Genomic DNA, 18,177 nt, shown 5'->3' with positions numbered 1-18,177 from the left:
TGCGAATTGAACTTATCCTGCTGCGGTAGGCGAGTCGTTCTTAATCCAGAGAAAAGTGCGATTCCGATGGTGAGTCAAAAACGGTGCGCAAGGTGGCTTGTCGGTTTTGCCAAAGGCTGGTGGGCAGATGTGCTTCAGCAGCTTGGTGCACTGTGGGGCCGAATGCGAGGTTCGTCGATGGAATTGGGAGTGGTTGACTTAAATAAAGGTGTCGGCGGAAGGCTCTTGGTTAGGCGAAGCCCGGAAACTGGAGAGATCTCGTGCTGTTAATTTTGTGTTCTTGTGGCTGAATCCATTGTGTATTCAATGCTAGGTACTTGTGCATTAATCTCAATGTGTGTGAAAAGGAATTTAATATGAAGATAGTTGCTTTTGTTCCTGCCAAGGGTTACAGCGAACGGATCAAGAATAAAAATTTGTCTATTCTTGATGGTGAGTATCTCTTCAAGAGAAAGTTGCGCCAACTGCTGGAGTGCACGAAGATTGATGAGGTTTACTTGGATACTGATTCGAGTGAGTTGATTTCTCTTGTGGATGATCTTCCTGTAAAAATATTAAAACGCCCTGTCGAGCTGGCGAGCAACCAAACGGATGGGCATGAGCTTTTTGCTTATGAATGTTCTCAAGTGACTGCTGATGTATATATTCAGGTTCTTTGTACTGCGCCGTTTGTTGGTGCGGCAACTATAGATCGAGCTTTGTCATGTTTTCTTGAGTCTGGTGCAGAGTCGCTGGTGGCGATTCGCCGCGAAAAACAATACATGTGGAAAGATGGTGTGCCAGATTATGGATGGGGGCGAATTCCTAATAGTGTGGATCTTCCTTCTATTGATATAGAGGCTATGAGCCTATATATGGTCAAGCGGGGAGGGGTGCCTGTCACTCGGCGCTTCACGGCTTCTCCATATTTCTTTGAGTTGAGCCCAGAGGAGAGCGTGGATGTCAATTGGCCAGCCGATCTGCTGCTTGCTGAGAGCATATCTGCAGGGAGGCGTGCTCAAGAAAACCTGGCTATGCAGGCATTGAAGCCGTATCTATCGTCGGCAATGTTGTCGGATATTACCCGTGAAATGGGTATGCAATGCTCTCTGCCCGAATATCTGCAACCTAATATTCGTCGGAAGATTTTTGGCAGGGCCAAGACCATGCTTCTCGATAAGTGCCGCCCTGGTGAGTGCTGGGAAAATATTTATGACGCACTTGATAGCTATGATTTTGTCCGTCCTGGTGATATTGTCGTTGTAGATAACATGGTGCCGGGTTGTGCATATTTCGGCGGACTTAATGCCGGGCTTGCGGCACGTGCGGGGGCGGATGGGGCAATCATTAATGGATTGACACGCGATGCCGAGGCGGTGGGGGCGCTGGATTTTCCAGTATTTGCGCGTGGGTTTTATTGTTCTGATATTAAATATCGTGGAGTAGTTCGCTCAATGAACAAGCCACTTCACATGGCAGGGGTTGATGTCGTTAATGGCGATTATGTATTTGGCGATGTGGATGGCGTAGTCGTCATTCCGCAGCGTCACTGGAGTGCTGTGCAGGCAGCGGTGATGTCGGGAATCGATAAGGAGTGGCGTGTTGGACGAGCGGTGGCAATGGGTATGCCTGCAAAGGATATCCTTCGGTCGATAGGGGAATTTTGATGCGCTGTCTCTTATATCTGGAGCCATTTATTGAACGACAAAGCCCTTCTTGGAAAACTGGATGGCTGGACTTTGCGGCGATATTTAAAAATTCTTTGAGTGGTGTTGGTGCCGACTTCCGTGTGTTGCTCGGGGAGGCTCTGCAAGAGGCTGCGCAAGATCGGGGGATTTCTGGCGATGCAACTTTCATTGCCAATTACCAACCATTGATAGAGAAGGCTGGAAGAGATTATTTGGATATAACATCGCGCTGGTATTTTGGTGAATTGGGTGCGGTTCAGGACGTATTTTCGGAGCACTTGAAGAGGCTGTTGGGGGCATGGAAGCCTGATGTGATTCTCTCCTTTTCTCCGGTGCCATTTTTGCAGCGTTTGTTTCCGGAGGCGCGTGTTCTTCATGTTGAGGTGGGAATTTTTTCCCGCAAACCTTTTCCTCTCACATTGTATTTCGATCCTTGCGGCATGTTCAAGGATAGCCTTTTATGCCGTCAATCGGACCGCATCCTTGCCTTTCGTGCTAGCCAGGAAGAATTGGCCTTCGTAGATAAGTTGCGTCACATCTACATTGAGCAAGGAGTAAGCAGGCTACTACCTCGGGCGCGGGAGATCTATGGAGCGCGGCTCAGTGGGTTTAGAAAAAAAGTGCTTTTGCCCTTGCAATTTTCTGGATATTATGCATTTGATGCGAACTGCCGATTCGGCTCGCAATTTGACTATTTGCAAGAAGTGCTGGAGAAGGTGCCTCAGGACATAGCTGTTGTGGTGACGGAGCATCCGGATAATCCTTCGGTGACAGATGATGTTGCACGTTACCTGGCGAGGAAGTATCCGCATTTTGTCTGGAGCGCGCAAGGTCGGGATATATATGCCAGCTCTCAGGTGTTGATGCTCATGTGTGACGCTGTGATCACGGTGAGTTCGGCTGTTGGGATACAGGCTTTACTTTATGAGCGTCCAGTGATATCCATTGGAAATTCATACGTGACACCATTTGCCGATGGGCATTGCTTATCTAATGTTGTCGATGTATTGAATGATGGCTATAAGTCGGAGCGTTCGCATGTGCTGTATTGGCTGCTTAGCCGATACTATGTTGGCATAGATTCTGTTTGCAATTCTGCGTGGTTCGAGCGTTTCTGCAGGGAATCGTCTTCTGGCGCTGACGATGCTATTTTGTATTCGTTGGACGATTTGTGCCAAATGTATTTGGCCACTGGATCGCCTGACTTGAATGGAGTTCTGCGAGGCTGCACCAAAGATGCAGTAATTGATGCATCTGCTGATCCGGCAAGGACTGATGCCAAATGCGGCGTGAGGGCTATCGCATTCCATCTGCCTCAGTTCCACGCCATCCCAGAGAACGATGCCTGGTGGGGCAAGGGCTTCACCGAGTGGGACAACGTGCGCCAGGGGCAACCGTTGTTCGACGGCCACTACCAACCCCGTGTCCCGGCGGAAATGGGCTACTACGACCTTTCCGACGTCCGCGTGCTGGAGCGTCAGGCCCGGCTTGCGCGCGAGCATGGAGTCGAGGGGTTCTGCTTCTATTACTACTGGTTCGATGGCCAGCGCTTGCTTGAGAAGCCTGTCGATCAGCTTCTGCGCCATCCCGAGATCGACCTGCCGTTCTGCCTGTGCTGGGCCAACGAGAATTGGACGCGCCGCTGGGACGGTGGCGAGCAGCAGGTGCTGATGCGCCAGAGCTACTCGCCCGAGCTCGATGAGCGCTTTGCGCTCGATTTGCTGCCTTACCTGCGTGACGCGCGCTACATCCGCATCGATGGCAGGCCGCTGCTGGTGGTTTACCGGCTCGACATCATTCCTGAGGTGGCCCGCGCGGCCGCCGTGTGGCGCGAAGTCTGGCGGCGCGAGGGCATAGGCGAGGTGTACCTGATCGCGGTGGAGAGCTTCCGCTCGGTGCCGCCCGATGCGGCCGAGTTCGATGCTGCCTGCGAATTTTTGCCGCACCAGGTGAATTTCGCGGCGCTGGGGCCAGATATGCCCCTGCATCATCTGCGCGACAGCTCCATGAATCTGGCGGACTATGCGCAATTGGCAGAGTTCTGGCTGGACAGGCCGAGCCCGGCCTACAAGCGCTTTCGCGGCATCGTGCCTGCTTGGGACAACGCAGCCCGCAGGCGCAAGGGCGGCGCGACCGTGATCCATGGCTCCACGCCGCAGCTCTACGAGAAATGGCTGCGCGGCACCGTGGCGCGCACCCTGGAAGAGCGCGAGGGGGACGAGCGCATCGTCTTCATCAATGCCTGGAACGAATGGGGCGAGGGTTGCTACCTGGAGCCCGATGAAAAATTCGGCCATGCCTATCTGGAGGCCACGCAGCGTGTATTGCGCGATCCGCCGCAGGCGCTTCTCGAAGATTTGCGGCGCGAGCGTGCTGCTGTTGCTGCGCCAGCCGACACCTTTGCGCAGTGGCTCCAGCGGCGCGATCCCGAGGGCGCCCGTGCCCGCATGGCCGGGGAGGAGGGCCAGGGGGCTGCCTCCATCCACGTCGTGATCGAAGGCGACGATGACGAGGCCATCGAAGCCACGCGGCGCAGCCTGCTTGGCCCCGATGGGCGCAATCCGCGTGGCCTGGCCGTTTCGGTGCTGCCTGCCGGAAATGGCTGCGGCCCCCTCCAGGCGCTCATGGCGCGGCATGCCCAGCCGTGGTGGCTGCGTGTTCCGGCAGGCGTGGAATTCTTGCCTGCGGGGTTGGAGATGGTGCTGCAGTCGCTGCAGCGGGCACCGGCGTACCGGGCGGTGTATGCGGATGAAATGGTGCGCGACCCCGCAGGGGCGCTACTGCCCATACTGCGGCCAGACTTCAATCTCGACCTGCTGCTGAGCTTTCCGGGGGCGATGGCGCGCCATTGGCTCTTCCACCGCGATGCCCTGGCGGCCGTGGGCGGCTTCGTCCCTGAAGATGGCGGCGCGTTCGAGTTGGGCGCTTTGCTGCGCATGGCCGAGGACGGCGATTTCTCCAGCCTGTGCCACGTGCCGGAGCCTTTCCTGGTTGCGCCCTTGGCGGTTTCCGCCAGCGAGGATGCGCGGCGGGTGGCGCTCGACCACTTGCGCCGGCGCGGCTATGCGGACGCGGATGTGGCCAACGGCGCGCAGGGCACGTTCCGGGTGCTCTACGGGCATGGCCGGGCGCCGCTGGTGTCCGTGATCATTCCGACCAAGGATCAGCTACCCCTGCTCCAGCAATGCGTCGAAACCCTGCTGGAAAAGACCGCGTACCGCAATTTCGAGGTGCTCATCGTGGACAACGGCAGCAGCTCGCCTGAGGCATTGGTATGGCTCGATGGCATCGAGCGCATGGGGCTGGACCAACTGCGTGTGCTGCGCTATCCCCTGCCGTTCAACTATTCGGCCATGAACAACCTGGCCGCCCGGCAGGCCCGGGGCGAGTACCTGCTGCTGCTGAACAACGACACGGCGGTGCTGCAGGGCGACTGGCTCGACGGCATGCTCAACCATGCCCAGCGTCCCGAAGTGGGCATTGTCGGTGCCAAGCTGCTCTATCCCGACGGGCGCATCCAGCATGCGGGCGTGGTGCTGGGCCTGAACGGCCCGGCCGACCATCCCCACATCGGCGATCCGCTGAATACGCCGGGCCACATGCACCGGCTGCTGGTGGACCAGGACCTGAGCGCTGTCACCGGCGCCTGCCTTATGGTGCGCAAGTCGCTGTACGAGGAAGTGGGCGGGCTTGATGAAGAAGCCTTCAAGGTTTCGTACAACGACGTCGATTTGTGCCTAAAGGTGCGACAGGCCGGCTATCTGGTGGTCTGGACGCCGCATGTGCTGGTGATGCACGTGGGCAGCGTGAGCCAGAAAAGCGTGGACAAGGCGACGGACGAGGCCAAGCATGCGCGCTTCGCGGCCGAACAGGATGCGATGTATGCGAAATGGTTGCCGGTGCTGGCGCATGACCCCGCCTATCACCGCCACTTCGCCCTTGACGGCCAGGGCTACCAGGTCGAGCCGCATTTGCGCCTGCCTGCAGGGGCTCCTGCGCGGGGTCCCAAGGTGCTGGCGCATCCGGCGGATGGCTTCGGGTGCGGGCATTACCGGGTGATACAGCCCTGGCGCGCGCTGCATGCCGAGGGGCGGATCGAAGGGGCATACGCCGGGCACCTCCTGCGGCCGCCGGAACTGGAGCGCTACGCGCCGGACGTGATCGTGCTGCAGCGCCAGCTGACCGAGGTGCAACTGGCGTCCATGCGCCGCATGCATGCCTTCTCGCAGGCTTTCAAGGTGTACGAGCTGGACGATTATTTGCCGAGCCTGCCCGTGCAAAGCGCGCACCGGCAGGAGATGCAGCGCGACGTTTTCAAGGCGCTGCGGCAGGGGCTGAAGTACGTGGACAGGTTCGTCGTCTCCACCGAACCTCTGGCAGAGGCATTTGCGGGCATGCATCCCGATATCCGGGTCGTGGAAAACCGTCTGCCTTTGCCGTGGTGGGGTTCGTTGAATCCATCCAGGCGCCGTTCGGCCAAGCCACGCGTGGGCTGGGCCGGCGGCGTGGGCCATGCGGGCGACCTGGCGCTGGTTGCCGATGTGGTGCGCGCCTTGGCGCAGGAGGTCGAGTGGGTGTTCTTTGGCATGTGCCCGCAGGAGCTGCTGGAGCATGTCCATGAATGCCACCTGGGCGTCCCCATCGACCGTTACCCAGGGCGGCTGGCGTCATTGGGGTTGGACCTGGCCATCGCGCCGCTGGAAGACAACATGTTCAATGCCTGCAAGAGCCAGCTCAAGCTCCTGGAGTACGGGGCGTGTGGCTACCCGGTGGTCTGCAGCGACGTGGGTCCGTACCGGCGCAGTGCACTTCCAGTCACGAAGGTGCGCAACCGGTTCAAGGATTGGGTGAACGCTATCCGCGGGCATATCCACGATCTGGATGCCTCTGCGCGTGCGGGCGCGGCCTTGCAAGAGGCGGTGCGGCGGGATTGGATGCTGCAGGGGGTAGCACTCGACGCATGGCAGGCGGCCTGGACGGGGCGGTAGATGCGGGTGTCCTGGCCCTGTGGGCTGTCGTGCGCAGCGAAAATAATAGCTGCAAGCGCAGTACAAGCAAGCCTGCAACCCTGATTTGCAAACAAAAACCGCCCGAGGCCGGGCGGTTTTTTTTTATTGTGCGCCCCAGCAGGCGCGCGCGGTGCCTGGTGTCACTTGAGTAACGACAGCACCCCCTGCGGGATCTGGTTGGCCTGGGCCACCATGGCGGTGCCGGCTTGCTGCAGGATCTGGGTGCGCGACAGATTGGCGGTTTCGGCCGCGAAATCGGCATCCTGGATACGGCTGCGCGAAGCCGACATGTTTTCCGACGAAACGTTCAAATTGGCGATGGTCGTCTCGAAACGAGACTGCAGGGCGCCGAAATTGGCGCGCTGGCCGTTTACCGCCGCGAGGGCCGAGTCGATGATCTTCAGCGCCTTGGTCGAGCCCTCGACCGTGCTGACGTCGATGGTGTTCACCGAGTTCAAGGTGGAAGGGCCGCCCGCGCCGATGAAAGTGGAGCTGCCCCCCAGCGAGAAACCCTTGTCCGATGCGAACTCGACCGTGCCGCGCGATACGCCGGTTCCTCCATTGGCGGCAACGGCCAGCGGGGTTGCCACAAATTTCAACGACCCGTCGGTCGCTGCCGCGGTGGCCACTGCGTCAAGCGATGCCATCGTCAGTGCCCCTTGGCCTGTTGCGCTATTGTTCGTGATGTCGATATTGGCGCCCGAATCATTGATCAAGAGGAGGCCGTCGCCGCTGGCGTTGACCTTGGCGGTGATGCCGGTCTTGGACGACACATCGTTGAACGCCTTCACCGCCCCGGCAAGGTCCTTGGCGTCGGTCGCGTTGAAGGTGATGGTCGATGCCGTGGTCGTGTCGTCGCCCTTGACTGCCAACGCGAACGAGCCAAACGTGGTGAGCTTGAGTTCCGTCACGTTGCGTGCCGAAGCGGTCACGCCCGTGGTGTCTGCCACGGCATTGACCGCCGCGGCAATCTTCGCCGCGGTATCGGCGGCATCGACGTTCACGGTCTTGGACTGCAGGCCGTTCACGATCACCGTGGCAGCGCCCGAGGCAGGCGCTGTTGCCGTGGCCTGTACGCTGGCGGATGCCGAAAGCTGCGCGCCGTAGATCGTCGTGCGGAAATTGGCCGTGGTGGCGGTGATGGTCTGGTTGGCATTGGCGCCCACCTGGAAGGTGGCCGAGCCGAAGGAGCCGTCCAGCAGCTTCTGGCCATTGAACTCGGTGGTCACGGAGATGCGGTCCAGTTCGGACAGCAGCTGGCCCACCTCGGCCTGGATGGCCTTGCGGTCGCTGGCCGAGTTCGTGGCGTTGGCCGACTGCACGGCCAGCTCGCGCACGCGCTGCAGGATGTTGCCCGAGCCTGCCAGCGCGCCCTCGGCCACTTGGGCCAGGGAAATACCGTCGTTGGCATTGCGTGCCGCCTGGTTCAGGCCGCGGATCTGGCTGGTGAAGCGTTCGGAGATGGCCAGGCCCGCGGCGTCGTCCTTGGCGCTGTTGATGCGCAGGCCCGAAGACAGGCGCTGGATGGAGGTGTTGAGCGAATTCTGGCTGACGCCCAGGTTGCGCTGGGCGGTGAGCGAGGCGACGTTGGTATTGATGGTCGATGCCATGGCGGAACTCCTGCGTGGCTGAATGGAAAAACTTCTGCCGGCTCAAGCGTTGCCCCTGCGGCCGACGGTAAGGGAACGATGAGCGGATTGTGGGCAGCCGCCATCAGGGCGTTGGCTGGATAAACGGCGCGAAAACCATCCAATCCACGGATTCGCCCCTAAAGTTTTTCAAGCACGTCCCGAAAACACATTCAACGGGCCGTTTGAAACAAGAAGTGACGACCCGCCGTTCAACAGAGGGCCCGCCAGGGCACTGTGAACCCTGAGGCCAGACGGTTCTGGGCCCAGTAGGCGGCAACGCCATATCCAGTCGGTTCTTTTCAGGAGATTTGCCATGGCATCGACCATCAATACCAACGTCGCCTCGCTCACCGCCCAGCGCAACCTGGGCGTCAGCCAGAATTCGCTCAACACCTCCATCCAGCGCCTGTCTTCGGGCCTGCGCATCAACAGCGCCAAGGACGACGCCGCGGGCCTGGCCATCTCCGAACGCTTCACCAGCCAGATCCGCGGCCTGAACCAGGCGGTGCGCAATGCCAACGACGGCATTTCGATGGCGCAGACGGCCGAGGGCGCGCTCAAGGCCTCGGGCGACATCCTGCAGCGCGTGCGCGAACTCTCGGTGCAGTCGGCCAACGCCACGAACTCGGCCAGCGACCGCAAGGCCATCCAGGCCGAGGTGGGCCAGCTGCTGTCCGAACTGGACCGCATCTCCGTGACCACCGAGTTCAATGGCCAGAAGCTGCTGGACGGCTCCTTCGGCTCGGCCACCTTCCAGGTGGGCGCCAATGCCAACCAGACCATCACCGCCACCACGGGCAACTTCCGTACCACTACCTATGGCACCAACCTGGCCCAGTCCGCCAACCAGGCGGCGGCTGCCACGGCGCCTGCCTCGGGCGCTGCCACGGTGATCGTGAACGGCCTGCAGGCCAAGACCGTGAACGTCGATGCCGCCGATACCGCGGCGAAGATTGCCGCGGCGGTCAATGCCGTGGCAGACACCACGGGCGTGACCGCTTCGGCACGCAACGTGACGGAACTCAAGCTCACCGCATTCTCGGGTTCGTTCCAGCTGGAGGTGAAGGGCGACGACACGACCACGGCATCGACCATCACCTTCAACGCGACCGACGCCAAGGACCTTGCCGGGGCGGTGAAGGCGTTCAACGATGTGTCGTCCAAGACCGGCATCACCGCCAAGGTCAACGCCAGCGGCGACGGCCTCCTCTTGATCAATGATTCGGGCGCCAATATCGACATCGCCAACAAGAGTGCAACTGCTGCGTTCACGATGGCTGCGCTGGATGCGCCGACCACGGCGAGCCAGACGGATGGTTCGTTGAAGTTCGGTGCCGCGCTCACCGTGGCGGCTTCTACGGGGACGGGCGTGACGCGCGGCACGGTGGAGTTCTCGTCCGACAAGGGCTTCTCGATGGGTGGTACTTCGGCGTATGTGTCGGCTGGCGCCTCGAAGCTGAACTCGGTCAACACCATCGACGTCAGCACGGTCGAGGGCTCGACCAAGGCGCTGAAGATCATCGACTCGGCCCTCGCGGCGGTGAACGGCCAGCGCGCCAGCTTCGGTGCCCTGCAGTCGCGCTTCGAGACCGCGGTGAACAACCTGCAGACCTCGTCCGAGAACATGTCCGCCTCGCGCAGCCGCATCCAGGACGCCGACTTCGCGTCCGAGACCGCCAACCTGTCGCGCACCCAGATCCTGCAGCAGGCCGGCACCGCCATGGTGGCCCAGGCCAACCAGCTGCCCCAGGGTGTGCTGTCGCTGCTGCGCTGATGCAGCGCCAGGGGCCGCGCCGCAAGGCATGGCCCCCGTGATGGCCCCGGGCGCGCGGCGGCGAGTTGTCTCGCCGCCGCGTCGTGCCTTTCAGCAAACGCAGCGCCGGCATCGGCGATGACGCGGGAGATTGAAGGCTTTCTCCCCTATTTATCGGCGCGATGCCATGGCCCTGCGAAGTCGATAATTTCTGGCGTCACGGAATTGGCCGGCGCGCATACGGAGGTAAGGCATGGCAAGTTTTTCATCGATCGGCATCGGCCTGGGCGGCAACGTCGATGTCAATGCGCTCATCAAGGCCTCGGTCGATGCGGTGAAGCTCCCTATCACCAAGACCGGCGGCCTGCAGCAGCAGGCGGCCGTGACCAATGCCAAGGTGTCGGCCTTCGGGCAGTTCAAGTCGCTGGTGTCGGCGCTGGCCGATGCGGCGGGCAAGCTCAACAGCGTCACGGGCTGGAATGGGGTGAAGGCGTCGTCCTCCAACACCGACGCCGTTTCCGTCAGCGCCGTGGGCGGTGCGGCCGCAACCTCCTTCAGCGTGCAGGTGCAGAACCTGGCCACCGCGCAATCCTCCATTTCGGCGGCGCTTCAGCCGACCAAGCAGCCCGTGGGCGAGGGAACGCTGACCGTGGAGATCGGCTCCTGGGCGGGCGATCCCAAGGCGTTCACCGCAGGCAGTGCCACCGCCGTGAGCATCGACGTGAGTGCCACCGACACCCTGGCCGACGTGGCCAGCAAGATCAACGGCGCCAAGGCCGGCGTGACGGCGACCGTGCTCAACGACGGCACGGGCGAGCGCCTGCTGCTGCGCAGCAATGCCACGGGCGAGGCCGCGGGCTACCGCCTGAGCGTGGCCGACGCCGACGGCGGCAATGACGATGGCGCCGGCCTGTCTCGCCTGGTGGCGGGGGCCACGACGGAGTACGCCAGGAACGCCAACGCCACGGTCAACGGCATTGCCGTGAGCTCGCCGACCAATGCCTTTGCCGATACGGTGGCGGGTGTGACCTTCACGGCCGCCAAGGTGACGACCGAGCCGGTGACGGTCACCGTGGAGAAGGACAGCTCGGCCGTCAAGAAGAACATCGAGGCCTTCGTCGCGGCTTACAACGCCGTCAACAGCGCCTTGAACGAGTCGACGAAGTACGACAAGGAGACCCAGACGTCCGCGCTGCTGCAGGGCGATTCCACCGTCATGACCCTGCAGAACACCTTGCGCATGGCGCTGCAGTCGGTCAACGGCTCGGGGGTGCTCAGGAACCTGTCGGCCGTGGGCGTGGTGTCGGCGGGTGGCCTGGGCTCGGGGAACCTGTCCCCGGACGGTTCCCTGGAGCTCGACGCCACCAAGTTCAACAAGGCCATGGAGGACCCCGATGCGGTCAAGGCGTTCTTCCGCGGGCCCGATGACGGCGACGGGACGGAAGGTTTCGCCGGTAAATTCAAGGCCGTGACAGACAAGCTGCTGGCCAGCGACGGCTTCTTCGCCACCAAGACCAAGACCTACGACAGCGCGCTCAAGCTCAACGCCAAGGAGGTCGAGCGCATCAACGACCGGGCCGACCGGCTGGAGAAGAGCCTCACGCAACAATACACGGCGCTGGACACGAAGATGGCTTCCCTGAACGCGCTCAGCACCTATATAGCCCAGCAGGTGACCACCTGGAACAAGTCCTCGTAAAAGGCTTCAGTTCGGCGGCGCAGTGCCGATAAATTGAATAGCAAGCCAAGCTCAAGGACCAATGCCATGTTCACCGCCATGAACCCCCGCGCTGCTTCCGCATACCAGCGCATCAACGTCGAGACCAGCATGCACACCATCGACCAGCACCAGTTGGTCAGCCTGCTGTACGAGGGCGTGCTGAACGCCATCGCCACCGCCCGCGGCGCGCTGGCGCGCGGTGACGTGCCGACCAAGTGCAACAGCATCGCCAAGGCGGTGCGCATTCTGGAAGAGGGACTGATGACGGCGTTGGACCGCAAGGGCGGCGGCGCCTTGGCCGAGAATCTGGGCGCCGTGTACGACTACAGTCTGGGCCGCCTGATTCAGGCCAATGTACGCAACGACGATGCCCTGCTGCAGGAGGTGGCGCGCCTGATAGCGCCCATTGCCCAGGGCTGGAACGAGATGAAGAAAAGCAACGCCGCGGCCAATGACATGGCGCAACCCGCGCTGATGGAGGCCTGAGACATGCCAGAAATGCTGATTGACTACTACAAGGCCATCGAGAACAGCAGCGCCAAGATGCTGGAGGCCGCCCGCCTCAAGGACTGGGACGAGGTGGTGCGCTGCGAGGGCGCCTGCGCCGTGCTCATCGAGCAGCTGCGCTACCAGTCGCAGCAGCAAGAACTGGAGCCTGCGCAGCGCAAGGAGAAGGCGCGCATCATGCAGCGCATCCTGCGCAATGATGCGCAGATCCGCGTCCTGGCCGAACCCTGGCTGACGCAGTTCGAGCATTTGTTTGAGGGCCAGCTGCAGGTGATGCACTGATGCATGCCGCGGCGTGGTGGCGCCGCGTTGGACGAGTCCAAGGCTGGAGAGCCGGCACCGCGAGGTGGCCGGCTCTTTTTATTCCTGGCGCGATGCCATGCGGACCCCTTTTCCTCCGAGGGATGATGGGGGTGGGGGAATTTGGATAAAAGTGGCTGTAGCGCTCATGGATGGAGCGCCTGCAGCTATCGAATCAGGAGTCCCCTGGATGGGCCTCACACCTGCATGTTCATGATGTCGGTATAGGCCTGCACCATGCGGTTGCGCACGTGCAGCGTGGCCTGGAAGCCGATCTGCGCCTTTTGCATGGCGACCATGGTTTCCTCGATGCTGACCTTGGGGTTTTCCAGCTGCACCTCGCGCTGCAGGTCGCTGGCGCGGTCCTGGGCGGCGCTCACCGACTGCAGGGCGTTCTTGAAGGCGGAGGAGAAACCCACTTCCTGCGTGCCCTCCTGCGGCGCGGCGGCGCGGCGCGCCACCTGGGTGCCGGTGAGGGGGAACTGGTTGCTGGCGATGCGCAGATCCATGGCGGGTGGGGACGGGGGTGGGAGATGGTGCGATCGTAGGCGCCCGGGGCCGCGCCGGAGTGGGGAAATGATGGCCAAAGGCGCGCCTTATCCGGCGAACGCAGGGGCGGGGGCTTTTGATAATCGCTGCACCGCCAAAGTCCCATCTGGCGCCCGCCCTCTTGTGGAAAGCACGATGTCTGCAGTTGCCGAAGTCCCCGTTACCCCGCCCCCCGCCGCCAGCGCCGGCTGGCAGCAGCGGCTGACGTCGCTCGACCGCGGCGCGCGCCTGCGCCTGGGGGCCGCGGCCGCGCTGCTGCTGGCGGTCCTGGTGGCCGTTTTCTTCTACGGCCGCCAGCCCGAGTACCGGGTGCTGTTCTCGGGCCTGAACGACAAGGACGGTGGCGCCATCGTGGCCCAGCTGGCGCAGATGAACGTGCCCTACAAATACACAGAGGGCGGCGGCGCCATCATGGTGCCGGCCGAGCGCGTGCACGACGTGCGCCTGCGCCTGGCCACGCAGGGCTTGCCCAAGGGCTCGGTGACGGGCTTCGAGCTCATGGAGACGAACCGCTTCGGCGTGACCCAGTTCCAGGAGCGGCTCAATTTCCAGCGCGGGCTCGAGGGCGAGCTCACACGCTCCATCCAGGCGCTGGCCTCGGTGCAGAGCGCGCGCGTGCACCTGGCGTTGCCCAACCAGAACGGGTTCTTCCGCGAGCAGCAGAAGCCCTCGGCCTCGGTGCTGCTCACCCTGTACCCGGGGCGCATCCTGGATAGGACGCAGATCGCGGGCATCGTGCACCTGGTGGCCTCCAGCGTGCCCGAGCTCGCGCCCTCGGCCGTGAGCGTGCTCGACGACACGGGCAAGCTGCTGTCGCAGTCGCCCGACGGGGGCGCCGGCAGCGGCGTGGACGCGCAGCAGCTCGCCTACGTGCAGCAGATCGAGCAGCAGTACACGCGCCGCATCCTGGACCTGCTCGAACCCGTGGTGGGCAAGAACAACGTCAAGGCCCAGGTGACGGCCGAGGTGGATTTCAGCCAGACCGAGTCCACCTCCGAGCAGCACCGCCCCAATTTGTCGCCCGACGCGAGCGCCGTGCGCAGCCAGCAGATCGTGGAGAGCGGCGCGGCGCCGGCGGCGCAGCCGCCCACGGGCGTGCCCGGCGCGGTGAGCAACCAGCCGCCGCAGGGCTCCACCGCGCCCATCAACGGCGCGAACCCGCCGCCCACGGCCGCCAACGCGCAGCAGGCGGGCCAGCAGGCCGGCGGCAAACGCGAATCCATCACCAACTACGAGGTGGACAAGACCACGCGCGTGACGCGCGCGGGGGCCGGCGCCATCAAGCGCGTGAACGCGGCCGTGGTGGTCAACTACCAGAGCGTGAGCGAGGCCCCGGGCAAGCCGGCGGTGAACAAGGCGCTCTCGCCCGAGCAGATCGAGCAGATGACGGCACTGGTGCGCGAGACCATCGGCTTCAACAAGGAGCGCGGCGACTCGGTGAACCTGATGAATGCCCCCTTCCTGGTCGAGGACACGCCCAGCGTCGATCTGCCGCTGTGGAAGCAGCCCGAGGTGGTGGAGCTGGCCAGGAACCTGGGCTGGCCCGTGGGCATCTCGCTGGCCGTGGCCCTGCTGCTGCTGGGCCTGGTGCGGCCGCTGCTCAAGGCGCGCCCGCGGGGCGTGCCGGCCATGGGGCCGCAGGAGGGCGGCGGGCAGCTGAGCGCCATCGCCGCCGAAGAGCTGGAGCGTCCCGCGCTGCCGGCGCCGGTGCAGCCGCAGGACCTGCAGCCCACGGCCGAGCAACTGCGCCTGGAGGATGCGCGCAAGCTCGCGCGCGACAACCCCGTGGCCGTGGCCAACATCCTCAAGACCTGGGTCAATGGCGAATGATCCCGACGAATCAGACAAGGGTGAACCGGTATGGATGAGCAGGGCCTGAATGACGCGGCGATCATGCTGATGTCCCTTGGCGAGGAGGAAGCCGCCGAGGTCTTCAAGCACCTGTCGCCCAAGGAGGTGCAGCGGCTTGGCGAGACCATCGCCCGCATGCGCACCGTGTCCAAGGAGAAGGTAGACGAGGTTCTCAATCGCTTCACCAACGACGCGGCGGCGCAGAGCCTGCTGGTGTCCGACACAGGCAACTACGTGCGCGCCGTGCTCAAGCGCGCGCTGGGCGACGACAAGGCCGCGCTGCTGATCGACCGCATCCTGCAGGGCGGCGACGTCTCGGGCATCGAGAGCCTGAAGTGGATGGACCCGCTATCCGTGGCCGAGCTGCTGCGCAACGAGCATCCGCAGATCGTGGCAGCCATCCTGGTGCACCTGGACCCGGAGCAGTCCTCCGAGATCCTGGCGCAGCTCACCGAGCGCCAGCGCGGCGAGATCATGCTGCGCATCGCCACGCTGGAGGGCATACAGCCCACGGCGCTCAAGGACCTCAACGAAGTGCTGTACAAGGTGCTGGCCGGCGGCGACAAGGTGCGCAAGAGCTCGCTGGGCGGCATCAAGACCGCGGCCGAGATCATCAACCTGCTGGGCTCGGGCATGGACGCCTCCGTGCTCGACGCCATCCGCAACCACGACATCGACCTGGCGCAGAAGATCATGGACAAGATGTTCGTCTTCGACGACCTCGCCAAGCTTGACGGCCGAGCCATACAGACGGTGCTGCGCGAGGTGGCCTCGGAGACGCTGGTGGTGGCACTCAAGGGCGCGCAGCCCGAGGTGCGCGAGAAGATCCTGGCCAACATGTCCTCGCGCGCCGCCGATGCCATGCGCGAGGATCTGGAGTCGCGCGGGCCCATGCGTCTGTCCGAGGTCGAGGCGCAGCAGAAGGAAATCCTCAAGACCGTGCGCCGCCTGGCCGACGAGGGCCAGATCGCGCTCAGCGGCGGCGGCGACGATGCCTTTGTCTGATGACTGCGGCAAGGTAGACCCATGACACGAGCCAACCGCCACTACGCCCGCTTCATTCCGCGTGAGGAGGTGGGCGACGTCAGGCAATGGGATTTTGGCGACGTGCATGGCGCCGATGCGCTGCGGCCCCTGGTGGAGCAGGCGGACGTACCCGAGCCCGAGCCGCTGCCCGCCATGGACCATGCGGAGCATCAGGCCCTGGTGCAGCAGGCGCATGACGAGGGCCATGCGCGCGGCCTGGCCGAAGGGCGCGAGCAGGCGCGGCTGGAATGGCAGCAGCGCATGGACGAATATGTGGCCGGCCAGGGGCGCGAGGCCGCCGGGCGCCTGGCGCGACTCGCGCAGGCCATGGAGGACAGCCTTGCCGGCATGCAGCAGGCCATGGCCCGCGAGGTGCTGCAGCTTGCGTGCGACATCGCCCGCCAGGTGGTGCGCCAGGAGATCGGCGTCAACCCCCAGGCCATGCTGCCCGTGGTGCGCGAGGCGCTGGCCATGCTGGTCGGCGAGGGGCGTGCGGCCACGGTGCGCCTGAACCCCGCCGACTGGGCGGCGCTGCAGCAGCCGCTGCGCGAGGAGTTCGGCGCGGGCGGCATCCAGTGGCTGGCGGACGCCGCCGTGGAGCCCGGCGATTGCCTGGTGGAATCCGCCGGCATGGTGGTCGACGGCACGCTGGACAAGCGCTGGCGCCGCGCCATCGCGGCCCTGGGCCTGACGGGTGGCTGGCGGGAGGAAACCGATGCCGATTGAGCCGGCCGGCGCCTGGGGCGACCTCATGGACCAGGCGCGTGCGCGCATGGCGCAGGAACTGCCACTGGAGACGCGCGGCACCCTCACGCGCCTGACCGGCCTGGTGCTGGAGGCCGCGGGCCTGCGCGTGCCCGTAGGCGCGCAGTGCCAGGTGCGCATGGCCGGGCAGGAGCCCGTGCTGGCCGAGGTGGTGGGCTTTGCCGGCGACAAGGCCTTTCTGATGCCCGCGGGCGACATCCACGGCCTGTCCAGTGGCGCCAGCGTCACGCCGGCCGCGGCCTACGTGCCCGTGCCGCGGCTGGGCGGGGCCGGGCATGACCCCGAGGCCGCCGGCGCGGGCGTGCTGCGTCTGCCCATGGGCGACGGCCTGCTCGGGCGCGTGGTGGATTCGCAGGGCCAGCCGCTGGACCATGGCGGGCCGCTGGAGCGCGTGACCGCGCTGCCCATGGACCGCAGCCCCATCAATGCCATGGAGCGCGACCCGGTGCGCGAGCCGCTCGATACCGGCGTGCGTGCCATCAACGCGCTGCTCACCGTGGGCCGGGGCCAGCGCCTGGGCCTGTTCGCGGGCTCGGGCGTGGGCAAGAGCGTGCTGCTGGGCATGATGGCGCGCTACACGCAGGCCGACGTGATCGTCGTGGGCCTGATCGGCGAGCGCGGGCGCGAGGTCAAGGAGTTCGTCGAGGACATCCTGGGCGAGACCGACCGCGGCCGCGCCGTGGTGGTGGCCGCGCCGGCCGACGCGCCGCCGCTCTTGCGCATGCAGGGCGCGGCCTACGCCACGGCGATTGCCGAGCATTTCCGCGACCAGGGCAGGCACGTGCTGCTGCTCATGGACTCGCTCACGCGCTACGCCATGGCGCAGCGCGAGATCGCCCTGGCCATCGGCGAGCCGCCCGCGACCAAGGGCTACCCGCCGAGCTGCTTCGCGAAGCTGCCGGCGCTGGTCGAGCGCAGCGGCAACGGCCTGAACGGCGTGGGCTCGATCACGGCCTTCTACACCGTGCTGTCCGAGGGCGACGACCAGCAGGACCCGATCGCCGACGCGGCGCGCGCCATCCTGGACGGCCACATCGTGCTCTCGCGCGCCCTGGCCGAGAGCGGGCATTACCCGGCCATCGACATCGAGCAGTCGGCCTCGCGCGTGATGCACAACGTGGTCTCGCGCAGCCATTTCGACATGGCGCGGGGCTTCCGCGCCATCTACTCGCGCTACCAGAAGAGCCGCGACCTGATCCAGGTCGGCGCCTACATGAGCGGCTCCGATCCCCTGCTCGACGAAGCCATACGCCTGCAGCCGGGCATGACGGCCTTCCTGCAGCAGGACATGTTCGAGGCCGCCTCCATGGACGATTGCCTCGCGGCCATGGGGCAGGTGCTCGAAGGTGCATGAGATGACGCCCCCTCTTTCACGCACAGCGTCTGAAGCGGAAAGGAA

At 63.9% G+C, this 18,177-nt stretch carries 12 protein-coding genes; 10 read left to right on the top strand and 2 right to left on the bottom strand.

Features of this window, described 5'->3' with window-relative positions:
• Positions 1-356: 356 nt before the first annotated feature.
• Together ALIDE2_RS24710 and ALIDE2_RS20890 are read left to right on the top strand one after the other, a co-directional pair.
• Positions 357-1,646: an RraA family protein gene (locus tag ALIDE2_RS24710; protein WP_013723067.1), complete on the top strand. Its 1,290-nt coding sequence runs from the start codon at positions 357-359 to the stop codon at positions 1,644-1,646.
• On the top strand, positions 1,646-6,655 hold the full coding sequence (locus ALIDE2_RS20890) for a glycoside hydrolase family 99-like domain-containing protein (protein ID WP_013723066.1): 5,010 nt from the start codon (positions 1,646-1,648) through the stop codon (positions 6,653-6,655). The genes ALIDE2_RS24710 and ALIDE2_RS20890 overlap by 1 nt, the downstream gene beginning before the upstream one ends.
• A gap of 161 nt (positions 6,656-6,816) precedes the next feature.
• Here ALIDE2_RS20890 and ALIDE2_RS20885 read toward each other — a convergent pair whose 3' ends face one another.
• Entirely contained in the window at positions 6,817-8,286 is a 1,470-nt protein-coding gene (locus ALIDE2_RS20885) for a flagellin N-terminal helical domain-containing protein (protein WP_013520641.1), read from the bottom strand.
• Positions 8,287-8,620: 334 nt separating this feature from the next.
• Between ALIDE2_RS20885 and ALIDE2_RS20880 the strand changes: the two genes are divergently transcribed.
• The 4 genes from ALIDE2_RS20880 to ALIDE2_RS20865 all read left to right on the top strand — a co-directional run bounded on the left by ALIDE2_RS20880 (position 8,621) and on the right by ALIDE2_RS20865 (position 12,569).
• Positions 8,621-10,081, top strand: a complete 1,461-nt coding sequence (locus ALIDE2_RS20880) for a flagellin (RefSeq protein WP_013723065.1) — start codon at positions 8,621-8,623, stop codon at positions 10,079-10,081.
• Between the two features lie 232 nt (positions 10,082-10,313).
• Positions 10,314-11,759, top strand: coding sequence for a flagellar filament capping protein FliD (gene fliD, locus ALIDE2_RS20875; protein ID WP_013723064.1), 1,446 nt, complete (start codon positions 10,314-10,316; stop codon positions 11,757-11,759).
• Between the two features lie 66 nt (positions 11,760-11,825).
• Positions 11,826-12,266 (top strand): flagellar export chaperone FliS, encoded by a 441-nt coding sequence (gene fliS / locus ALIDE2_RS20870; RefSeq protein ID WP_013723063.1) that lies wholly within the window; start codon positions 11,826-11,828, stop codon positions 12,264-12,266.
• A gap of 3 nt (positions 12,267-12,269) precedes the next feature.
• Positions 12,270-12,569, top strand: coding sequence for a flagellar protein FliT (locus tag ALIDE2_RS20865; RefSeq protein ID WP_013520637.1), 300 nt, complete (start codon positions 12,270-12,272; stop codon positions 12,567-12,569).
• A gap of 215 nt (positions 12,570-12,784) precedes the next feature.
• Here ALIDE2_RS20865 and fliE read toward each other — a convergent pair whose 3' ends face one another.
• Complete coding sequence (fliE, locus tag ALIDE2_RS20860) at positions 12,785-13,096, bottom strand: flagellar hook-basal body complex protein FliE (protein WP_013520636.1); 312 nt, start codon at positions 13,094-13,096, stop codon at positions 12,785-12,787.
• A gap of 175 nt (positions 13,097-13,271) precedes the next feature.
• Here fliE and fliF point away from each other — a divergent pair, with 175 nt between their 5' ends.
• From fliF to fliI, 4 genes are read left to right on the top strand one after another with little or no spacing between them, the layout of a single operon-like run.
• A complete protein-coding gene (gene fliF / locus ALIDE2_RS20855; protein WP_013520635.1) occupies positions 13,272-14,966 on the top strand; it encodes a flagellar basal-body MS-ring/collar protein FliF in 1,695 nt (564 codons plus the stop codon).
• 30 nt (positions 14,967-14,996) lie between these two features.
• Positions 14,997-15,992 carry a flagellar motor switch protein FliG gene (fliG, locus tag ALIDE2_RS20850; protein WP_013520634.1) on the top strand — a complete coding sequence of 332 codons (996 nt, stop codon included), beginning with the start codon at positions 14,997-14,999 and terminating at the stop codon, positions 15,990-15,992.
• 21 nt (positions 15,993-16,013) lie between these two features.
• A complete protein-coding gene (locus ALIDE2_RS20845; RefSeq protein ID WP_013520633.1) occupies positions 16,014-16,739 on the top strand; it encodes a FliH/SctL family protein in 726 nt (241 codons plus the stop codon).
• Entirely contained in the window at positions 16,729-18,132 is a 1,404-nt protein-coding gene (gene fliI / locus ALIDE2_RS20840) for a flagellar protein export ATPase FliI (RefSeq protein ID WP_013520632.1), read from the top strand. Before ALIDE2_RS20845 ends, fliI begins: the two co-directional genes overlap by 11 nt.
• Positions 18,133-18,177 lie beyond the last annotated feature (45 nt).

It is taken from the genome of Alicycliphilus denitrificans K601, assembly GCF_000204645.1.
GTDB classification, from domain to species: Bacteria; Pseudomonadota; Gammaproteobacteria; order Burkholderiales; family Burkholderiaceae_C; genus Alicycliphilus; species Alicycliphilus denitrificans.
The sequence above is the reverse complement of the archived record's forward strand: the minus strand, read 5'-3'. Positions and strand labels throughout refer to the sequence as shown.